This window comes from Paraglaciecola sp. (genome assembly GCF_039964565.1).
Classification (GTDB): domain Bacteria; phylum Pseudomonadota; class Gammaproteobacteria; order Enterobacterales; family Alteromonadaceae; genus Paraglaciecola.
Genome location: NZ_JBDVXF010000032.1, coordinates 62,796 through 81,992 on the forward strand (window position 1 = coordinate 62,796; position 19,197 = coordinate 81,992).

Here is a 19,197-nt window from a genome sequence, read left to right on the forward strand (position 1 = left end):
GATCATCTTTGTGATCATCTTTGTGATCATCCTTGGCGGCGGATAAGCCCCCTAACTAAAAACCGATTAGGGTTTAGGGCATCTAATAAGTGGTTTGATAAGGGTAGGGGTTGGTCCAATATATGACTCACTAACATTTCGGCACAAAGGGGCGCGGTAGTTAATCCTCTTGAGCCTAATCCACATAGCATAAATAAGTTCTGATGATTAATTGGCTGTGGGTACTTATGGGCCGGTAAAGCTTTATACAAGTGTTGATATTGCTCGGTTTGAGCGTTGATATCTGGGATTGCACCTACCATGGGTAAGTGATCGGGAGTGCTGCATCTTATAGAGGCTCGGCCATTAGTGGTAGGTTCAATGTTGTGTATCCAGTCACATTTTGATAGTGCTTTTTGATGTAACTCTAGATTAATCTGTTGCTCAGATAAGCGATAGTCGCAGTTTTTATCTTCCTTTACATAAGTAGAGCCCAGCGCATGAGTACCTTGATACGCGGGCGTTAAATACCCTTTATGACACAGCACTGTGGCTAACTCGGCTAGTTCGTTTTGGCTATTTATGGCTTCGACTTGGCCCCTAATCAAACGAAAAGGCAACTGCGACATTTGTTGGCAATCGGCGCTATCGCTGCCAGTGGCCATAATCACCATATCCGCATATTCTTGGCTTCCATCTTGCCAACTCAGTTGCCAGGTTTCATCGATACGGGTTAGCGAGTTTAACTGTTTATTACATACCACTGTAGCATCAGCTGCTTTCGTTAGTTGGGCTACCAATTCTGGTAGATTGATCCATCCTCCTTGAGGGAAGTGTAAACCCGGATAGGGTAACTGCAGGTTAGCTAACTGCGATGCTTGTGGCGCATCAACCCAACTTAGCAGTGCTTCTGGCCAAGTTTTATTATCGATTAACTTACGATAGCGACTCACTACCTTATCATTAAAACCGAGCTGCAATGTTCCGCACCATTGATGCTTAAAGTGGAAGCCTTGGCTTATCAATTGTTTATATAGGGTGTTAGCAAAATTAAAAGCTAAGGCTTGAATTTGACTTGAGTGCCCAGCGTCGGCATTTAATAAAGGGTAAAAACCGCCTTGAGCATTACCAGACGCGCCCTGTGCCAAATTATCCTCTTTACAGTAAACCGTAGATGACAGCCCACGTTTACTCAGCGCATAGGCACAGTTTGCCCCTGCTAAGCCACCACCAATAATCGCAATCTTTGAAGAGGTGTTGATGGTCGCAGGCACTCTAGCAAAATACGGGAGACGACTTAGGTTTGTGACAGGTTTTTCAATGGAACCGGCTAACATATCGCGTTTACGTCCATGACCGGGTCGTTTTTCGACGCTAAAACCTGCTTCTCTTAAGCCGCGTTTAACATGACCTGCAGCGGTAAACGTTGCAAAGTGGCATTGGTCTTTGGCTAACAAAGCCATATTTTCGAATAGCTCTTGAGTCCACATTTCTGGATTTTTGCTAGGAGCAAATCCATCTAAATACCAGCTATCCACTAAACCTTGAGGTTTATTTTCAATTTTCGGTAGCACGTGGTGTACATCCCCTAACCATAAATCCAAGGTTACCTTGCCTCCGAGAAAGCTTAAACGATGGCATCCTGCTATAGGTATCGGGTATTGCTTAAGTAAAGATTCGGCATAGTGCTGCAATTGTGGGTAGAGTGCTAAGGCTTTAGACAGGTCTGCGTGACTAATAGGAAATTTTTCAATAGAAATAAAATGTAATCTAAATGCTGAGGTACCGACTTGTTCACAAAACTTTTCGAAGTACATTATAGTCACTAACACATTCAAACCGGTACCAAAGCCTGTTTCTGCGATAGTAAATAGTTTGTCTGAGTGGGTTTGCCAGCGTTCTAATAATTGATTGTTTTTAACAAACACATGGGTGGTTTCGTCGATACCTTGTGCATCAGAAAAGTATAGATCTTCAAATTCAGTGGCGTATGGGGTGCCATTTTCATTGAAACGAATGTTTGCATTGGTAATAGTCAAATCAGGTAAACTCTTTTTTATCACTGGTAAATCGCTTTGTGTATTATACATGTGCTTTTTTACAATAATCCCAGTTATAATTTGCAAGCATAAGAATTTATATTTAAGCTAACACGTGTACGCTGAAAGCAGACCAGTTAACTGAGTAATTTCATTAGAATGTGGAAAAATTTTCCTGAAGGGTTAAACATGAGAAGAGCGGTAATTACTGGGCTAGGTATAGTATCCAGTATTGGAAACAATAAAGATGAAGTCACAACCTCTCTAAGAGAAGGTCGTTCGGGTATTACTTTTTCTGAAGAATTTGAGCAAGCGGGCATGCGCAGCCAAGTTTGGGGAAAAGTCGATTTAGACATCAAGGATCATATCGATCGTAAAATAATACGCTTTATGGGCGAAGCTGCAGGATATGCGTATATTGCTATGGAGCAAGCTATTGCAGATTCGGGCTTAACCGAAGATATGGTCTCTAACTTAAGAACAGGCATTATTGCGGGTTCTGGCGGTGCGTCGTCTAAAAACCAAGTAGAAGCCATCGATATTTTGCGCGAGAAAGGCGTAAAACGTATTGGGCCATACATGGTGACTCGATGCATGGGCAGCACTGTATCAGCTTGTCTTGCGACTCCGTTTAAAATTAAAGGGGTGAATTATTCGATTAGTTCAGCCTGTTCAACCAGCGCTCACTGTATTGGTAACGCGTTAGAACAAATTCAATTAGGCAAACAAGACATTATTTTTGCTGGTGGTGGTGAAGAGTTGCACTATACATTGTCAGCTGAGTTTGATGCCATGGGAGCCATGTCTACTAAGTTCAACGACGATCCAACCAAAGCTTCTCGCACCTATGATACAGCGCGTGATGGATTTGTTGGTGCTGGCGGCGGCGGAATGGTGGTTGTCGAAGAGTTGGAACATGCTTTAGCTCGCGGCGCTAAAATTTATGCTGAAATTGTGGGTTATGGTGCGACGTCAGATGGTGCCGATATGGTTGCTCCCTCTGGTGAAGGCGCGGTGCGTTGTATGCAACAAGCCATGCAAGGACTAGAGCAACCTATCGACTACATTAATACTCATGGCACCTCTACCCCAGTGGGTGATGTGAAGGAGTTGTGGGCGATACGTGAAGTGTTTGGTGATACAACACCACCACTTAGTGCCACTAAAGCGATGACAGGTCACGCACTTGGAGCGGCAGGGGTTAACGAAGCGATTTACAGTATATTAATGATGGAAAATGATTTCATTGCTCCATCCATTAATATAGAAAACCTAGACGAACAAGCCGAAGGCATGGACGTAGTGACTGAAACTCGTGACAGTAAATTAACTACAGTCATGTCAAACAGTTTTGGTTTTGGTGGCACTAACGCCACTTTGGTGATGCAGAAATATCAAGGGTAACTATTTACTCTTTTTTGTATTGACGAAACCGCTGTTTTATAAAAATGCCGCTCAGTAAAATGAGCGGCATTTTTGATTAGTTGAACAAATATAAAACAGTGGCGCTGGTTTTATGAGCAGTCAGATGCATTTTCGCAAACTTAGCTTGCGTACTGGCGATATTGTCGCTATCTTGCGGCTCGAATCGGACGCGGGATGGAGCAGTCTGGTAGCTCGTCGGGCTCATAACCCGAAGGTCGTAGGTTCAAATCCTGCTCCCGCAACCAATCTCCGATTTATCATTTTATTTTAATTCCTCAAAGATTATTCGCCTCCGGCTCGCACTTTATATCCACGCAAGGTCGTAGGTTCAAATCCTGCTCCCGCAACCAACCGATTCTTCATATAGTCAAAAAATATTCGCCCTTGGGCTCCTCTTATTAAGCACGCAAGGTCGTAGGTTCAAATCCTGCTCCCGCAACCAACCGATTCTTCATATAGTCAAAAAATATTCGCCCTCGGGCTCCTCTTATTAAACACGCAAGGTCGTAGATTCAAATTCTGCTCCCGCAACCAATCTCCGATTTATCATTTTATTTTAATTCCTCAAAGATTATTCGCCTCGGGCTCGCACTTTATATCCACGCTAGGCCATAGGCTTACATTCTGTAGCCGCAATTAACTGATTCTTCAATATTTTTATGGCTCGCTCTTTATCAAATATGGCTTGAAAATTGCCCTAATGGGACGACATTAACGTCTCTGCTTTACGCAAATAGTTGTTTAATGCCCTTTGTTTATTAGTGAACTAAGCAGCAAGGTAGCATTGTGAGAGCAGTGACAATGGCGAAGACTCTATTTGGCTTTCTAGCGCTTTGGGCGGTTTTTTTCCGTGGCGTAACGTAAAGCGGCAATAAAATGCCATCAGTTTTTTTGAGGATAAAAGATGATCAACAGCATTCAATTTAGCGAGAAGTCACTTAATTTACTCAGTCTTAGGCAACTCAACAACGACGAGATCCAGCAATTCTCTGACATCCTAAACCAAGCGCAAAATACTCAAAGTTCAGCAAAAGACACCTTGCAAGCCATGACAGCAAATGAACTCGCATTAGTACAAAAAGCCAATTCATTAGCCGCGCCTATTAATGTGTCGAGTTTGTCTGAAGAAGGTGCCATGAACCTATTAAGTCAACCCGACAACTCAGATAAGGTTGACCTAAATAACGATGGTATTGTTGAAGTTGGCGCTGCAAGAAATCTTATTTTTCCTCCAGTTAACGCCCCCGCTTATGTTAAAGCCGCTTGGGAAAATGCCACGGCTGACATGAGTGAATCAGACAAAATGATGCTTGAATTGCGAATGCATATTGCCGTTTTTGGGATCAACATCGAAGGGGGGCAACCCAAACAAGCACTGAGCCCCGAGCAGCAGTGGAGCCAAAAAGGCATAGATGATTTGTTTACTAATTTAAGAAGTAATCTTGAATTTAGAGTCAACCTAGAAGGATGGACCGACCAAAATCTCATGCTGAAAGGTTTTTACGAACGTTTCGAATCGGCCCTCAATCACACTTCAGCCTCGCTGCTGCCAAGCGCGCAAACCAAGGCCAATAACACAGTTAATACCACAGACAAGGTTAATGACGACAACCAGCCTACTGCTAACGAAAGCAACACCATCTATTCCAATATGATGCAACTTTTGCTCGACGCACGTATGGGTATTGACCGCGAAAAACTGCAGGAAATCGAAGAAAAAATCCAAAAAATTGAAAACAACCCCGACCTCAGTGGCAAACAAAAACAGCAATTAATTAAGGCATTGCAACAACAAAAAGAAGCCATATTTGAAGAAGCACAAAGGCGCACGGTAGAAAACGAGAAACGCCAAGCCTTGTTACCTAAGAATATTAATTTGCTAGAACAATTGGAAGAACAGCAGTTGAAAGAGATGGGGTAGTAACCTTTGGTGATTGGTTATTTAGCCTAGGCATGAGCTGCGCTCAAAGGGATTAAAAACCGGGGGAAAGTATTTACTTTGCTTGTTTTGATAAAAATAGAAGTCTCGATTGTTCAATAAAAACACTAAAAACAACTGTTTACGTTCGATGGATATGAATATTTATGGCAAGTGATTTGGAGTGAGTACACCTTGCGTTTAATAGGGTAAAGAAATTGTCGCTTAAATATGGAGATTCAATTCTGCAGCTGGTTTCTGTTTTCAGCGAACCTGAGTCACAGGTACTGATTCACTATTTCGGCTGCCCCGTTAAAAACTCTGCATTGAAATTTTTCATTGTTAGAGTTTGTGTGTATAGTTTGATGTGTATAAAGCGTAAGTATGAGGACGGCCAATGCAAACTACGCAAGATAAATCCAGAGTAAATTTGTACATTTCGAAATCATTATCTGATGATGCTAAAAAGCTCGGTATTAATATGAGCCAGACCCTTGAACGAACATTGCGAGCAGATATTGCTAAAAAATGGCAAGAGATTAACAAAAGTAAAATAGAGCGTTACAACCAACATGTTGCTAGTAACGGCTTACCCTTTGATGATGAAGATATGGCCATTTAATCAGATATGAAACAGTTCGATGTATATCTCAACCCCATTGCCAAAGGGCGTGCGTTATACCCCTACGTATGCTGTCTGCAAAGTGAATTGTTAGATGGTTTATCGACTAGAGTGGTGTGTTTTGTTACTAGCGATGCAACTGTTGCTTTTGATAAAGTTAGTGTGCCTATATCCATAGATAATACTGACTTTCATCTTTGTATGAATGTTATAGCAACCATTGAAAATAACAGATTGAGTGAGCTTGTTTGTAATGCTATCGATTCACGGGATGGTATTGTAAATGCTTATGATGCGTTGTTAATGGGGATCTAGAATTACGCTGAGTACAAGCAGTGGCCGCGCGGCGACCGCTTTGCCGCCTAGGCATGAGCTGCGCGCACAGGTATAAAAACACCAAAACACTGGTTTAGTTCGATGGATACGAATATTTATGGCAAGTGATTTGAAGTGAGTATACCTTGCGTTTAATAGGGTAAAGGAATTGTCGCTTAAATATGGTTATTCTATTCCTCACCTGATTTCCAGTTTTCAGCGAACCCGCAGGTTCCTTATGCCTGTCCCTATAAAAACTTACTAAAGATCAACAACGCTTAATCGCGTAACGGGTTGAACGGCCACCGCCAGCTAATGGTTCAAGGCATTGTTTATTGACTAGGTCGGCTAAGTCACGAGTAGCGGTAGCTTTACTGACTGCTGCGATACTTTGATATTTACGTGCGTTGATACCTAACTCAAATTCTTCACCTTGAGAGTCCAATAAACGATTTAACACTTTAACCTGGCGTTCTGTTAACACCGTTTGACTGTGTCGTTGCCAAAAGCGCGCTTTATTGACCACTCGCCCAATACGATTAAGACCTTGCTCTAGTGCTTGATTCAATACCGTTAGAAACCACACCAGCCAATCTGTGACATCATTTATTTGCTCGTTTTTCTTTTGGCTACTGGTTTTGACGCTTTGGATCGCTTCAAGTATTTGATAGTAACCCTTACGGTTTTGCTCAATAGCACTACTGAGTGAATAAAAACGAATGCTAGTATTTTCGCTTTGGGCTAAAGCGCGATCTGTTAGAGCGCGAGCGACACGGCCATTACCATCTTCAAAAGGATGCAGGGTAATAAACCATAAATGAGCCAAAGCCGCTCGTAAAATGCCTTCACAATGCTCACTTTGTTGTGAGTTGACGTTAAACCACGTGGTAAAAGCGTTAAGTTGCCGGTCTAAATCTGCTCTTGGCGGCGCTTCAAAATGCACTGTTTCTCGGCCAGCACTTTGTGACACCACTTGCATAGGCGCATCATCACGTAATTCGCCTATTTTTATTTGACGCACAAGCGGGACGTTCGGAAATAAAGCACTCTGCCATTGGCATAATTCATCTACCGATAGTGGTTGGTCTAAGGTTGATGTGACACGGGTTAACAGACTCACTAAACTATCCGTTTGCTCGGTAGGCTGCACTTTTTGACCAGCGGTAAAAGCGACATGCTCAAGGCCCAAATGCCGTGCGACAGAAGAGCGTACCGACCCCACATTGAGTAACTCTCCCTCAATTTCAGATGTTTTGATGGCATTTTCGATCAACGCATCAATTTGTGCCTGCCTATCAAGATCATCAGGCAACTGGGCCGCTTGACCTATCAATTGCTGCTGATTGGCTAATACCTGCTGCAACAAAGGCATTACGGCAGGATCTTGATAGGTAAATTCTGTCCAATTTGGGTATTGCCAGATATACATACATCAACCTTTATGTGTCAGCTTTTTAATTTTTTTAAGAATGAGCCGAATACTGCTCTCTATTCGGCTCATAACATGAGCCGAATAATAAGGCTTAATCGGCTCAAATACTAGGTGTTAATTGTACTTTGTATACAAGGTACGTGCTTCGCGCCTGATGGTTTTCGTGACTGAGAGTAACGGCTGTGCCGTCAAAGCATGAGCTGCGCTCACAGGTATAAAAACGCTCTAAAAATAATTACTTGCTATTTAGGGTAAAAATAGTAGTCCAAATTGCTTAATAAAAAGATTAAAAAAAACTGTTTACGTTCGATGGATATGAATATTTATGGCAAGTGATGTGGAGTTAATACACCTTGCGTTTAATCGGGTAAAGGAATTATCGCTTAAATATGCTGATTCAATACCCCATATGATTTCGAGTTTTCAACGAGGCAGAGCCCGAAGGTTGAAGACTTATCAGTTGTATGCTTTTTATACGTAGTGTACAGTGTACACTATGCGTTTGTCGATTCAGGATAGGAGGAAACCTATTGAGTTATGCAATTGATTTTGTTGAAACTTCTATCTTTACTAAGCAGATCAAAGACATTGCTACGGATGATGAACTAAAAAACCTTCAAGTGGAGCTTATTTCACAGCCAGAAAAAGGTGATTTGATTAAAGATACTGGTGGTCTACGAAAGGTACGAATGGCTGTAGGTAATCAAGGCAAAAGCGGGAGTGTTCGTGTGATCTATTTTTTAGCTCATGTTGAAAAGATACACTTGATTTTGGCCTATCCTAAAAATGTCAAAGATACCTTAAGTAGGGGGGAAAAAGCTGAGTTGAAAAAACTTGTGAAATTGTTGAAAGGGGAAAGTAAATGAGCATTTTTAATGATTTGAAAGCCTCTCTTGAAGAAGCGGTGGCAGTTGAGCAAGGAAACAAAAAAGCCTCTCGTGTGACATCTTATGAGATTGCTGATGTTAAGGCTATTCGTGCCCAACTTAACGTTTCTCAAGTAGAGTTTGCGGCAGTATTAGGCACTAGCGTCGACACTATCAAAAGTTGGGAGAAAAAACGCCGAAATCCTACCGGCCTTGCTGCCAAAGTTCTGGCTACAATCAAAGACAATCCGGCTATGTACCAAGAATTAGCAAATCATTAGATGCATTGATGTCGCGTTGTTACAGTAATTTCTATTTTTGGGAAATTTAAAAGCACACTTCGCGGCATCGTCATTATGGTTTTCGAGATTCACGGCTTTGCCGCCAAAGCATGCGCTGCGCTTACCGCAATCCCGCGCGGCGTCCGCATTGCGTTTCTTAAACCCAGTCTCTTGGGTTCAACTTACTTTTTACCTACAGCTATACATATTTTCTGGAAACTAAAAAAGCACGCTGCGCGCCATCGTCCTGATGGTTTTTGACTTGAATCCCTTCAAGCCAGTCACTTTTTGTTATGAATTACATCCATGTAATTCCCCCTTCGGGCCGTACTTCGTAAGTTCTAAATTTATCCCTTAAATTTAGTCTGCAGCTAAGAATAAAGTAACCAAAAAGAAGCCGCTCGAGGGCAAAACTCTTCATCCACTTTTCTACTCATTTTTGCAGGGGGAAACTGGAGTTTTTAGAAGCACTGCTTCGTCCAGTTGAGCAGCTCGGCAAGGACGTCGAGCTTGGGTGAATATCATCAGGACGTGTGATTGACTAACTTAAAGGGTTTACATCTAGTCCCAATCTCAATCGCCTGTCCCGCGCGGCGTCCGCATGGCGATTGCCCTACAATAATGAGTAGAAAAATGGCGAGTTATGAGTCGAGGGTAAGTCAAAAGCAGCGGCCGCGCGGCGACCGCTTTGCCGCCAAGGCATGAGCTGCGCTCACAGGTATAAAAACACCAAAACACTGGTTTAGTTCGATGGATATGAATATGTATGGCAAGTAATTTGGAGTGAGTACACCTTGCGTTTAATAGGGTAAAGGAATTGTCTAAGTGTCAGAGCCGTATTATTTAATTAAATTGACTACGACCCCTTTTATTTTCCTTTTATTTTACTGGTTCTAATCATTATATTGACTCTGCGCCCGTTTAATTTCATCAATCCTGACCTAGCTGGTCCTTTCTAGATATCAGCAGTAACGAATCAAGTATTCTTAAAACAGCTGATTCCGCAGATTTACAACCAGTTCTTGGGGATATGAAAACTAGCTGATAATATGCATTTACTAAAAAACGGAATATTATTTTTAAAGATGAATCTTAGTACTGCTAATGAAAATTTTCGCCAGCTTGTCGGCCACAACGTTACATATAGTATCCCTCCTTTTCAGCGCGATTATTCTTGGTCAGAAGAAAATTGGGAAGAGTTATGGTTTGATATAATGGCTATGTATAGTGGTGAAGAAGATGCAGAGAATGAGCACTACATGGGATATCTAGTGCTTCAAGATTCGGATAATAAGAAGTTTAGTTCTGTGATTGATGGGCAGCAACGTATAACCACAGTGAGTATTATCGTGTTAGCGGCTCTGAATCACCTACGTATTCTCATTTCGAAGAATATTGATTCTGAAGATAACACGCAAAGGGCAAAAGTCCTTCGTGAAAGCTACATAGGCTACATAGATCCAATTACACTTAAATCGAGATCCAAGTTAACGTTAAACAAACATAACGATAGGTTCTATCAAACGTATATAGCAGTTAACTCTGAACATATTCCAGCAAGAAATTTAAAAGCTTCAGAGCACATGTTAAGGAAAGCTTATGCTTGGTACGGTAATAGGATTGAATCGAAATTTGGTTTTGATGAAAACGCAGGGCGTGAGATTACTGGATTTATAGATTCTTTAGTCGACAAATTATTTTTTACGGTTATTACTGTAACTGATGAACTAAATGCATTTAAAGTGTTTGAAACTTTAAATGCGCGGGGTGTAAAACTTTCTTCAACGGACCTCCTTAAAAACTATTTGTTTTCAGTACTGAGTAGTGACGATCCTCACGACTCAGTTCTAGATGATTTAGAATCGTCATGGGAATATATTACTGGTTTATTAAGTAGTGAAAGCTTCCCAGAGCTCTTACGTATTTTTTGGAATAGTAAAAATCGCTTAGTACGTAAAAAAGATTTATTCAAAACAATTCAAAAGTCAATAATATCTAAAGAGAAAGCATTTGAACTAGTTAGAGACTTAGAGATCAACTCTGAGATTTATGCAAATTTAAGAGATCCGAATAGTAATATCTGGAATTTTAAAGAAAAAGAAGCGCTAAGCCAACTTAGCATGTTCGGTGTTAAGCAACCAATGGCTATGCTTATGTCAGCATATAGAGGTTTTTATGACTGTGAGCGCTCAACCTTTACCTTTATTCTTGAAGCAATATCAGTAATATCTTTCAGATACAATGTTATTTGTAGTCTTCCTCCGCAAGATCAAGAAGGTTTATATAGTTCTGTTGCTATAAAAATTGAAAATAAGGAACTCTCAACTGGGCAAGACATTGTTGAAGCACTAGGAGATATTTATCCTGATGATGTTCAATTTACTGGAGCATTTGCAGCTAAACAACTTAAGACAACTAATTCTCGCAATCAGAAAGTTGTGCAATATATTCTCAAACGTTTGAGTGAGAGTGTATCTATGGATTCTATAGATTTAACGACAAATAAATATAATATTGAGCATATTTTACCTCAAAAGCCGAAAAGTGATTGGGATGCTTTCAACGATGTTAAGCATTCTCAATGTGTTTATCGTCTCGCCAATATGGTTATTCTCGAAAGGTCTATTAATAAAACTATTGGCAATATGGGTTACTCTGAGAAAAAATTAGTACTAGAAAAAAGTAATGTTAGTCTTACAAAAAGTCTTGTTGAAAAATATGATGAATGGACTCCGGAGACTATTGAGTCTAGGCAACAGTATCTCGCTAAACAAGCCAAAGGAATATGGAAAATTAATTCGTTGTAACATTATGCTCAGTTTAAAAGACTTCTTTAGATAATTAATTACGAGGAAAGTCATCTTAAGTAAGTATTAGAATCGGCTCTGCCGATACCCGCTCTGGTGGCTCCGCCACTGCTTTTCCGCATTTAAAGTTTCAGCTAAAAATGGCTTTTTCTTGGGGCAAATGGCAAGCGGACGCCGCGCGGGACGCCATTTGAGTGGAGCTTGAAGGGATACATTCGTAACGACCCAAGAATAAGCCATTTTTTGCGGTTAAGAACTTTTGTAGTGGCGGCATTTTTCTGGATACTCTATTTTTTGCTGTTGAAAAAAGAGTATCTGGCTAGAAAGGATTCTAGTGAAAAAACATCACGACGATGGCGCGAAGCGTGATTTTAATTTTTTATAAAGAGTAAAACATGCGCTAGCGCTTACCGCCCTCCATGGCTTTGTTCACACAGCATCCTTGCTGTACGACTTACTTTTTGCCTGCAGCAGCATAAAGTAAGCAAAAAGTGCCGCTCGATAACCAATTAATAGGACTCAATTAATAGGACAGGCATGATTATTCGCTTTGGTAAGCCAAAGATAATTTGTCATCTATACGCAATTTACGTATATTAGGTTAATGAAATCAATATTTGTCGAATCGAGTATTTTTGAAAAGCTTCGTGGTGAGTATCTATCTGACGATGATTATCAATTATTTCAATGTGGGTTGTTAGCAGAGCCAAACAAAGGCGATGTAATACAAGGTGCTGGTGGCTTACGAAAAATTCGAGTTGCGGCAAATGGGAAGGGTAAGCGTGGCGGTGCACGTGTGATTTATTACCATTTTGACCAATACAATCGTTTCTATTTACTTACCATATATGCCAAAAATGAAATGTCAGATTTAACCAGCGCTCAAAAGAAACAACTAAAAGACTTTATGGAGGTGTGGAAACATGAGCAAACGTGATTTATTTGCAGAGCTAGCAACTTCTCTTAATGAGGCAAAAGAACATAGTGAAGGGAAGTTAACCTTAAAAAGCCACGAGGTGAAGGTTGCTGATGAACTGGTAATTTCACCAAATGAAATTTTGTCTATCCGTGAAAAATTTAATATGTCTCGTGGCGTATTTGCTAATTACCTGCACACATCAGTGCGCACATTAGAAAACTGGGAGCAAGGGCGCAGTGCTCCCAATGGCCAAGCGGTAACATTGTTGAAATTAGTACAATCTCACCCTGAAACTTTATCGCATATCGCGGCCTTGTAGTTCTGAGTAATTAGGACGTTAACAAGAGTTTCGCACTAATTGTGATCAAAATAATCATCTAGAAACCTGCGGGGCAGGTTCTTTGAAACGTATAAATTACAAAGACTGCCATCGTAATTAATATTAAATCACGATGGGTATCTCAATAATTTCAATATACCCAAATTAGTAAATATGGTTAATGAAGCGATTTGTCGTAACACTGTTATCACTTAGGTATATCATTACCAGTTTTCAGCCTCAAAGCGAGCAGCTCTTGCCTCTGCCTCAGTGCAATGGGTAAGTGATACCAATTTTGATAACGTAATACTTGGGGTTTGCGTGATTAATCGAATCAACTTTGCTTCTAAGGTTTCTAATTTATCAGCATGTCCCAATAAAGCAGTTTCAATTTTCTTGATAAGGTAATGAAACTCACCATCACCTTGTTTATTTAACTTATGTGAAATCATTTGCTGTGCTTTTAGCTGCACTGCGTAAGTTTGAATCTTTATTGCATCGCCCGTTATACTCCAATTTCTTGAGCGACGTACTCGTTTTAATTCGCATTCATACTGTAATGCAATTGCTTTAGCTTGTTTAGCGGTCTCGCCTCCGATCCGATGAATGAGAGAAGGAAGCGCAATGATAATATCTTCATTCATGACTGTGAGTGCGTAAGTTTAATAAGACTTTATGATTGCCTATTAAATCATTAAGTAGGGTATTTCCCCACTTGTTTCTTATTTTTGCGATTAAACAAAATTATCAGGACAGGCATGATAATTCGGGTACTCGTTAGTGCATAATCCTCACCTAAAAAGTAAACCTAAATTAAATTATCTGAACGCAAAGTCTTTTGCTTTACTTGATGGGCTACACGTTTAATTTGCTCTAGGCTTAGTCGTTGACCAATTAGCTTGGGCACTTGTGTACTGAGAATTTTAGTTGCTACAACGGGGATTAATGGTTTTGAAACTGTTTTAACGAACCAACCTGGGATAGTCACAGCAGGGCATACTACTATTCTCTCTCCTGTGGCTTCACTTAACCAAGTTGTTGCCCATTTAGCCTGTCTAATCGCTTGCTCGATTATACTGGTATCTGTGTAGTTGGGGAATTCTAGAATTTTGCCCTTTACATTCACTACCAAATTAACAAGACAGTCATGATAATTCTTTTTACTCTACATCAAGCTCGGCTGCCCGTCATGGCATAAACCTCTATTTAAAACTAGCTCAGACTTACGCGTTATCAGTCGCCTTAGTTCCCGCCTGAATACAAAGTTATCTGAAATACGATCCACAGGACTTCCTTGCGGAAAAGCGAGCGCTGTGCTTATGGGGAGAGTGTTTTGTCCTTGACTACTTTTAAAAGATCGTCCCATTTTTCAGGTGGAGTACCAGACTTCAACATCTTTTCGAATACTTTGTAAGCATCGGTCTTACTACCATAAGCTCGTTTATTTTTATCGTCATTTACCCAAGCATAAACGATCACTTTCGAATCTAAGTGGTAGCGGAAAAACAAACGGTATTGTTGGAAGAACTTTGCCCTAAACCAATGCTTGTTTGCATAACCTAATGTACTTCCTTGACGAAATTCAGAACGGGTAGGATCGTGTGGTATTAATTCGAAGATTAACCTTTGAATAGCGGCTAATCGTTTAGTGGCATTTTTTTTTATGTAACCTTTAGGGTCATTTTTACGTAGAGCCTCAACTTGTGTTTTAAGACTCAAATATTGCTCTTTAAACAATGGATGAGTGTAAAGTGTCCAACCATTTACCACCATTGGTATCGTTTTTTGCAAACTTACTCGTCCTCATCCAATAACGGAGCATCTAAATCTATATCAACACCTTGAACCAATGCATCGACACTTTCGCGCATACTTGCTGATAACGGTTCAACCTTTCCAGGATTAGACTGCATATCACGCGCTATAAATGCTAAAAATTCACCAATAATCGGATCGTTTTGTTGTGCTGCTGCACGCGAGATAACAACGCTGCCATCAGACTGAATTGCATATTTTATTTTGTCTTTCTTTCCTAAGTGTAACGCCTGACGAACAGAACTAGGCACTGTAGTTTGAAAACGGTCTGTGAGTGTTGATTCAGTTTCTAAAGCAACTTGAGCCATAACAACCTCTATCTTTTACTTCTATTAAGAGTTTTGATTTTAGTATGAATGAACAGGTAATGCAAATGCATTGCCTGTCCTGATGGCTCCGCCACTGCTTTCCCCGCCTTTAAAGTTTCAGCTAAAAATGGCTTGTTCTTGGGGCAAATGACAAGGAGATAATTTTTTCTTTTCACCGCTATTTTCCTACATGAAGCAATAAACAGAACAGCCACGATAACAATTCTGAAAAACAAAAATATAGGTTCACTGACCCATTAAACGTTAAACGCCGATTGTTTCATGGCTAGCTCGGCTCGCCTTATCCCTAGGCGCTTAGCAACGGTTTGCCATTGCTTCACCGCCATTAATACTTCATCGTAAATTTGCGTGGCTTGGGTTTGCGAAAGTCGAAAGAAGTCTTTTACGTCAAAGGCTAACTGGTAATCTAAAGCGTTGTCTGCATCGGTAATGTTCAGATGTAGGCCATGCTTACCCACTATCGGGTTTAAATCATAAGCTGGTGATAACTTCCAACCATTCTTTGTTAATAAAAACCCATGGTTACGCAGGTGATCATCCGTGTTGGACACCGCAATATTAAACACGATACGTCGCCATAACTGTGCTAAATCAGCTCCGGTTGGTGCACCAGAATTGGAAATAAATTCAGCAATCTCTAAGTAGCTTGCACCTTGAGATTGTTCACCATCATACTTTTCGTCTGCAAAATACCGAAGCTGTGTCATGGCCGATGAAAAATGCAGCCGTTGATCGCCGTCGCGGTCAAACCGTTTTGTTAAAAAGGTATGATGCCCAGAGGAAAACTGCCTAATCTCACTTGGAAACATGTCAACACCTGCCGCCAAAGCCAATTCATAACAGACCATCTCCCACGCCCCCACGTCATGGGTATCATTTAGATTGGGAAACTTGGCAATCCACAAGTGACCTTGTTCATCTGTCACACAAGCCTTGGGCCTTGCACCACCTAATGATGAGCCTGGAGAAATAAGCATCTTTAACCAGCGATAATACTCGTCACTGTCGATGTTATCGTCTTTTTCAATCTGCATTGCAGCGTGCTCTAACTCTCGCAGAGAGGCCATTGGCGGCGCAGCAAATTCGACATTATTGTCTAAAAAAGGAGAACCTATTAAAGCATCCGAGCCTGCTCGCTTAAATCGAATACCACCCATCCGGTAAGAGTCATGTACGCCCAACAGGTAATCCAACTCGTTTAATCGACTTGTTGCTCGAATCCCCTTGCGAGCTTCAATAGCCGCACGTCGTTGCATTAGAATACGTCCCCATCTATCAGGCGATGAATCAAGAAAAGCACGGAAGTTTTTATCGGCTTCATCGTTGTATAGTTCACCGGAGTGAAGCGTCAGGATTGGATCAATTTGCAAGCGATAGGCTGAGGTTAAAAATGCTTTATCGTAGGCAAAACTAAACACGCCACCTCGACTTGAGTCGCTGTAAGTAAGCTGCCCTATTAGCAAAGGCGCTTCAATTGGCTGCCAGTCGGCATAGACTTCGATGATTTCACGGCTCATCTTGAACCTTCCAGCAATTTTATATTTTGCAGTTTGATACCAACTTCATCATGAGCGGCCATTTCTGCAAAATTACTCTCCATGCCAAGGACGGCCATAACCTTTACGTAAGTGCCTATGGCAACCCCCGGATCACCTGCGAAGACTTTGTTCACGGTTTTATGATCAAAGCCTGTGCGCTCACACAGCAGCTTTTTTGTAAAACCACGTCGTTTCATCGCCAACAGCAAGTCCTCACCGAAATGAGTCAGGATTTTGCGCTGCTTTGGAAACAATATACTGTGTAAATCACGCTTAGCCATATCACCAACCAAAGGGACTATATTCCCATTATTTCAACATTAATAGGAATATAGTCCAACTCTGAAACTCAATCAACTCTAACAGGTGGAAGAATGGGACTATATTCCCAATTTGCTAAATATAATTGGATTAATATCCTACTTTTAGGTTTGGTTTGCGTGTTAGCCAAGGCGATGATTTGAGTCCCTAAACACTATCGGGGTCACCCATAAGTCAGCCGTTGTCAACAGTGCGATAAAAGTCGGATCGCTTTTTAGCAAACGTTTAAGTTTATGGTTCCTTGCAGCAGAGCAATGTTAAGGCAATAAACAGCAATAAACAGGACAGGCATGATAATTAGGTTAGAAAAAAGAAATGGATTCCGGCTTAAAAGACTACCGGAATGACGTTTGGGAAATACAATAGGGGTGATAATATTGTATAGGCTGTGACAATTTATCTTTTGTTTTTAGTTCAATCTGTTTACTGCTTTTAACTGGCTTTACCTCTGTGTCACTCTGTGAATAGCTGTTAATCTTTTCGGCGTAGCCGCACCTAAAACTCTGTGTCTCTCTGTGATCATTTTTTAGCTTTGTCGGCGAAGCCGATGCTTTTTATTGTTTTTAAACTGCTTACTCTGCTTTATTCTGTTTTTAAGTGGCGTAGTCATGCCTTGTGAACCCAGTGATTAAAGCGCAGCGCATAAACAAATTTAAGGGCGAATCAACTCTGCTCTTAGCTCCATCGACTTTACCCTTAAAGCACAGCCATTAGCATGGTCATTCACCATGCCCATGGCTTGCATAAAAGCGTACATAGTTGTGGGGCCAACAAATTTCCAACCGCGTTTTTTTAAGTCTTTGGATAAAGCGACAGACTCTTCGCATGTGGCCATAAATTCTGGGGCAACAGTTTCATCGCGCTTTGGCTCAAATTGCCAAAAGTAATGGGCTAATGAACCAAATTCTTTTATCAATTGTTGCGCTCGCTTGGCGTTGTTTATGGTGGCAGTGATTTTACCGCGATGCCTTATTATGCCAGCGTCTAGCACTAAACGTTCAACATCCTCATCGGTAAATTTAGCCACAAGGTTAAAATCGAAATGTGCAAAGGCGGCTCTGAAATTATCGCGTTTTGTTAAAATAGTTAGCCAACTCAGGCCAGACTGAAACCCTTCTAAACAGATCTTTTCGAATAGCCGCTGATCATCGGTAACGGGGTAGCCCCATTCGTTGTCGTGATACTCCACATACTGAGGGGTTGCCTGACACCAAGCGCATCGCGCTTTGCCATCTTCGGCGATATAGATTTCTGACATAGTTACATTTCACTTATTTTGTGTGTAAAGCCCGATAAAGTGGACAAACCGTAATATCGACATCCGCTCCACTACGGTATTTAGCTAGAATTCGTTCCGATTGGCGGGCTATTTCTCGCCTTAGTTCGCGCCTGGCTCCCTTTACACGGGGAACGGGTGTTGAGTCATAAGCACTGGTTTTGTGGCGCATCCAGGCCATGACTGCCAAGGCTGCCTTATCTTCTAAAGTGACTGCTGAGCTGCGGGCTACTGTGCCGCTACCAACGGGCACAGCGTGTTCTTTTACCAACTTTGACAATTTCTCAACCAAAAGGTGATGTTTTGGGGCGAAGTTGAGAAATTGAATAATAGCTTGTTGAAAGTCTTTGGCGAATCTCGTTTCTTTTGCTTCGCGGCGTATTTTGCTCTGGGCTAATTGTTTTTGATGTTTGGGATCGGCTCGTTGCGCTTTGACAAGGGTTATCGCTTTTTCAATCTGTTCTTTCGCAGCCCAAACGCCATGAGAAAATGCCTTGCGTCCCTTTTTTTCTTGAACAGTCCAAGTTGGCCCTAGTGATTTTAGTTTGCGTGTCACCGAGGCATCTCCGGCAGGTAGATTTTCCCAACCTGTTGGCACAGTAAAAACCTTGCCGGTTTTATCTTTAAGACGATCATCAGACGCAGTGATTAAAAAGCTGCGTGTTTCTTTAGGCATGCATTACTTCCGCTGGGTTATTGAATCAGTTTTCAGTCTATAGTCTCATATAATTAACAGCACAGGCATGATAATTCAGAGCTCTAGTGTTACCACTGTATCTCTGCCGATAAAAATTGAATATGTCTCCTAGGTCTTTGCTAATGACTTGCACACATTAGCGCCGACATCAGAAAATTGGAAACTAGGGCGTGGTGCCTCTAGAGGCCAAGTCGCTTCTTTGTTGCAATTAATTCAATTTCATTCCGAAATTTTATCGTGTATCGCGTGTCGCAATTTGGTTATTCTTCGTATTTCAGAAATTAATTGGCCGCCTCAAA

Annotated in this window: 19 protein-coding genes and 1 tRNA gene; 10 read left to right on the forward strand and 10 right to left on the reverse strand. The window is 41.2% G+C overall.

The features are described 5' to 3' along the window. Positions 1–26: 26 nt before the first annotated feature. Positions 27–2,018 (reverse strand): bifunctional tRNA (5-methylaminomethyl-2-thiouridine)(34)-methyltransferase MnmD/FAD-dependent 5-carboxymethylaminomethyl-2-thiouridine(34) oxidoreductase MnmC, encoded by a 1,992-nt coding sequence (gene mnmC / locus ABJK37_RS15050; RefSeq protein ID WP_348356089.1) that lies wholly within the window; start codon positions 2,016–2,018, stop codon positions 27–29. Positions 2,019–2,207: 189 nt separating this feature from the next. Between mnmC and fabB the strand changes: the two genes are divergently transcribed. The 5 genes from fabB (at position 2,208) to ABJK37_RS15075 (ending at position 6,298) form a co-directional block, all read left to right on the forward strand. Next, positions 2,208–3,422 (forward strand): beta-ketoacyl-ACP synthase I, encoded by a 1,215-nt coding sequence (fabB, locus tag ABJK37_RS15055; protein ID WP_348355572.1) that lies wholly within the window; start codon positions 2,208–2,210, stop codon positions 3,420–3,422. A 189-nt stretch (positions 3,423–3,611) separates the two neighbouring features. Beyond that, positions 3,612–3,688 (forward strand) — tRNA-Met (locus ABJK37_RS15060). A gap of 659 nt (positions 3,689–4,347) precedes the next feature. Continuing rightward, complete coding sequence (locus ABJK37_RS15065) at positions 4,348–5,364, forward strand: hypothetical protein (RefSeq protein ID WP_348355575.1); 1,017 nt, start codon at positions 4,348–4,350, stop codon at positions 5,362–5,364. A 394-nt stretch (positions 5,365–5,758) separates the two neighbouring features. Continuing rightward, positions 5,759–5,983: a type II toxin-antitoxin system CcdA family antitoxin gene (locus ABJK37_RS15070; RefSeq protein WP_348355578.1), complete on the forward strand. Its 225-nt coding sequence runs from the start codon at positions 5,759–5,761 to the stop codon at positions 5,981–5,983. A gap of 6 nt (positions 5,984–5,989) precedes the next feature. Next, the gene (locus ABJK37_RS15075; protein WP_348355581.1) at positions 5,990–6,298 is read left to right on the forward strand and encodes a CcdB family protein; all 309 of its coding nucleotides are present in this window, start codon (positions 5,990–5,992) and stop codon (positions 6,296–6,298) included. Between the two features lie 268 nt (positions 6,299–6,566). Here the strand turns inward: ABJK37_RS15075 and ABJK37_RS15080 are convergent, their stop codons facing one another. Continuing rightward, positions 6,567–7,727 carry a Fic family protein gene (locus tag ABJK37_RS15080; protein ID WP_348355584.1) on the reverse strand — a complete coding sequence of 387 codons (1,161 nt, stop codon included), beginning with the start codon at positions 7,725–7,727 and terminating at the stop codon, positions 6,567–6,569. 545 nt (positions 7,728–8,272) lie between these two features. On the opposite strand from ABJK37_RS15080, the gene ABJK37_RS15085 reads away from it, so the two are divergent. The 5 genes from ABJK37_RS15085 (at position 8,273) to ABJK37_RS15105 (ending at position 12,922) form a co-directional block, all read left to right on the forward strand. After that, on the forward strand, positions 8,273–8,596 hold the full coding sequence (locus ABJK37_RS15085) for a type II toxin-antitoxin system RelE/ParE family toxin (RefSeq protein WP_348356091.1): 324 nt from the start codon (positions 8,273–8,275) through the stop codon (positions 8,594–8,596). Further along, entirely contained in the window at positions 8,593–8,877 is a 285-nt protein-coding gene (gene nadS, locus ABJK37_RS15090) for a NadS family protein (RefSeq protein WP_007616327.1), read from the forward strand. Before ABJK37_RS15085 ends, nadS begins: the two co-directional genes overlap by 4 nt. A 1,049-nt stretch (positions 8,878–9,926) precedes the next feature. Then, positions 9,927–11,684: a DUF262 domain-containing HNH endonuclease family protein gene (locus tag ABJK37_RS15095; RefSeq protein WP_348355587.1), complete on the forward strand. Its 1,758-nt coding sequence runs from the start codon at positions 9,927–9,929 to the stop codon at positions 11,682–11,684. Positions 11,685–12,288: 604 nt separating this feature from the next. After that, entirely contained in the window at positions 12,289–12,621 is a 333-nt protein-coding gene (locus ABJK37_RS15100) for a type II toxin-antitoxin system RelE/ParE family toxin (protein ID WP_348355590.1), read from the forward strand. Next, a complete protein-coding gene (locus ABJK37_RS15105) occupies positions 12,608–12,922 on the forward strand; it encodes a type II toxin-antitoxin system MqsA family antitoxin (RefSeq protein ID WP_348355593.1) in 315 nt (104 codons plus the stop codon). The genes ABJK37_RS15100 and ABJK37_RS15105 overlap by 14 nt, the downstream gene beginning before the upstream one ends. A gap of 224 nt (positions 12,923–13,146) precedes the next feature. Here ABJK37_RS15105 and ABJK37_RS15110 read toward each other — a convergent pair whose 3' ends face one another. The 8 genes from ABJK37_RS15110 to ABJK37_RS15145 form a co-directional block, all read right to left on the reverse strand. Continuing rightward, positions 13,147–13,566 carry a ribosome recycling factor family protein gene (locus ABJK37_RS15110; protein ID WP_348355596.1) on the reverse strand — a complete coding sequence of 140 codons (420 nt, stop codon included), beginning with the start codon at positions 13,564–13,566 and terminating at the stop codon, positions 13,147–13,149. A gap of 164 nt (positions 13,567–13,730) precedes the next feature. Further along, positions 13,731–14,048, reverse strand: coding sequence for a hypothetical protein (locus ABJK37_RS15115; protein WP_348355599.1), 318 nt, complete (start codon positions 14,046–14,048; stop codon positions 13,731–13,733). 191 nt (positions 14,049–14,239) lie between these two features. Next, positions 14,240–14,695 (reverse strand): type II toxin-antitoxin system YhaV family toxin, encoded by a 456-nt coding sequence (locus ABJK37_RS15120; RefSeq protein WP_348356093.1) that lies wholly within the window; start codon positions 14,693–14,695, stop codon positions 14,240–14,242. A gap of 20 nt (positions 14,696–14,715) precedes the next feature. After that, positions 14,716–15,045 carry a type II toxin-antitoxin system PrlF family antitoxin gene (locus tag ABJK37_RS15125; RefSeq protein ID WP_348355602.1) on the reverse strand — a complete coding sequence of 110 codons (330 nt, stop codon included), beginning with the start codon at positions 15,043–15,045 and terminating at the stop codon, positions 14,716–14,718. A gap of 257 nt (positions 15,046–15,302) precedes the next feature. Then, positions 15,303–16,583 carry a type II toxin-antitoxin system HipA family toxin gene (locus ABJK37_RS15130; protein ID WP_348355605.1) on the reverse strand — a complete coding sequence of 427 codons (1,281 nt, stop codon included), beginning with the start codon at positions 16,581–16,583 and terminating at the stop codon, positions 15,303–15,305. Further along, positions 16,580–16,885 (reverse strand): transcriptional regulator, encoded by a 306-nt coding sequence (locus tag ABJK37_RS15135; RefSeq protein ID WP_348355608.1) that lies wholly within the window; start codon positions 16,883–16,885, stop codon positions 16,580–16,582. Before ABJK37_RS15135 ends, ABJK37_RS15130 begins: the two co-directional genes overlap by 4 nt. A gap of 692 nt (positions 16,886–17,577) precedes the next feature. Continuing rightward, entirely contained in the window at positions 17,578–18,183 is a 606-nt protein-coding gene (locus ABJK37_RS15140) for a DNA-3-methyladenine glycosylase I (RefSeq protein WP_348355611.1), read from the reverse strand. Between the two features lie 13 nt (positions 18,184–18,196). Then, positions 18,197–18,877: a DUF2293 domain-containing protein gene (locus tag ABJK37_RS15145; protein WP_348355614.1), complete on the reverse strand. Its 681-nt coding sequence runs from the start codon at positions 18,875–18,877 to the stop codon at positions 18,197–18,199. Between the last annotated feature and the right edge of the window lie 320 nt (positions 18,878–19,197).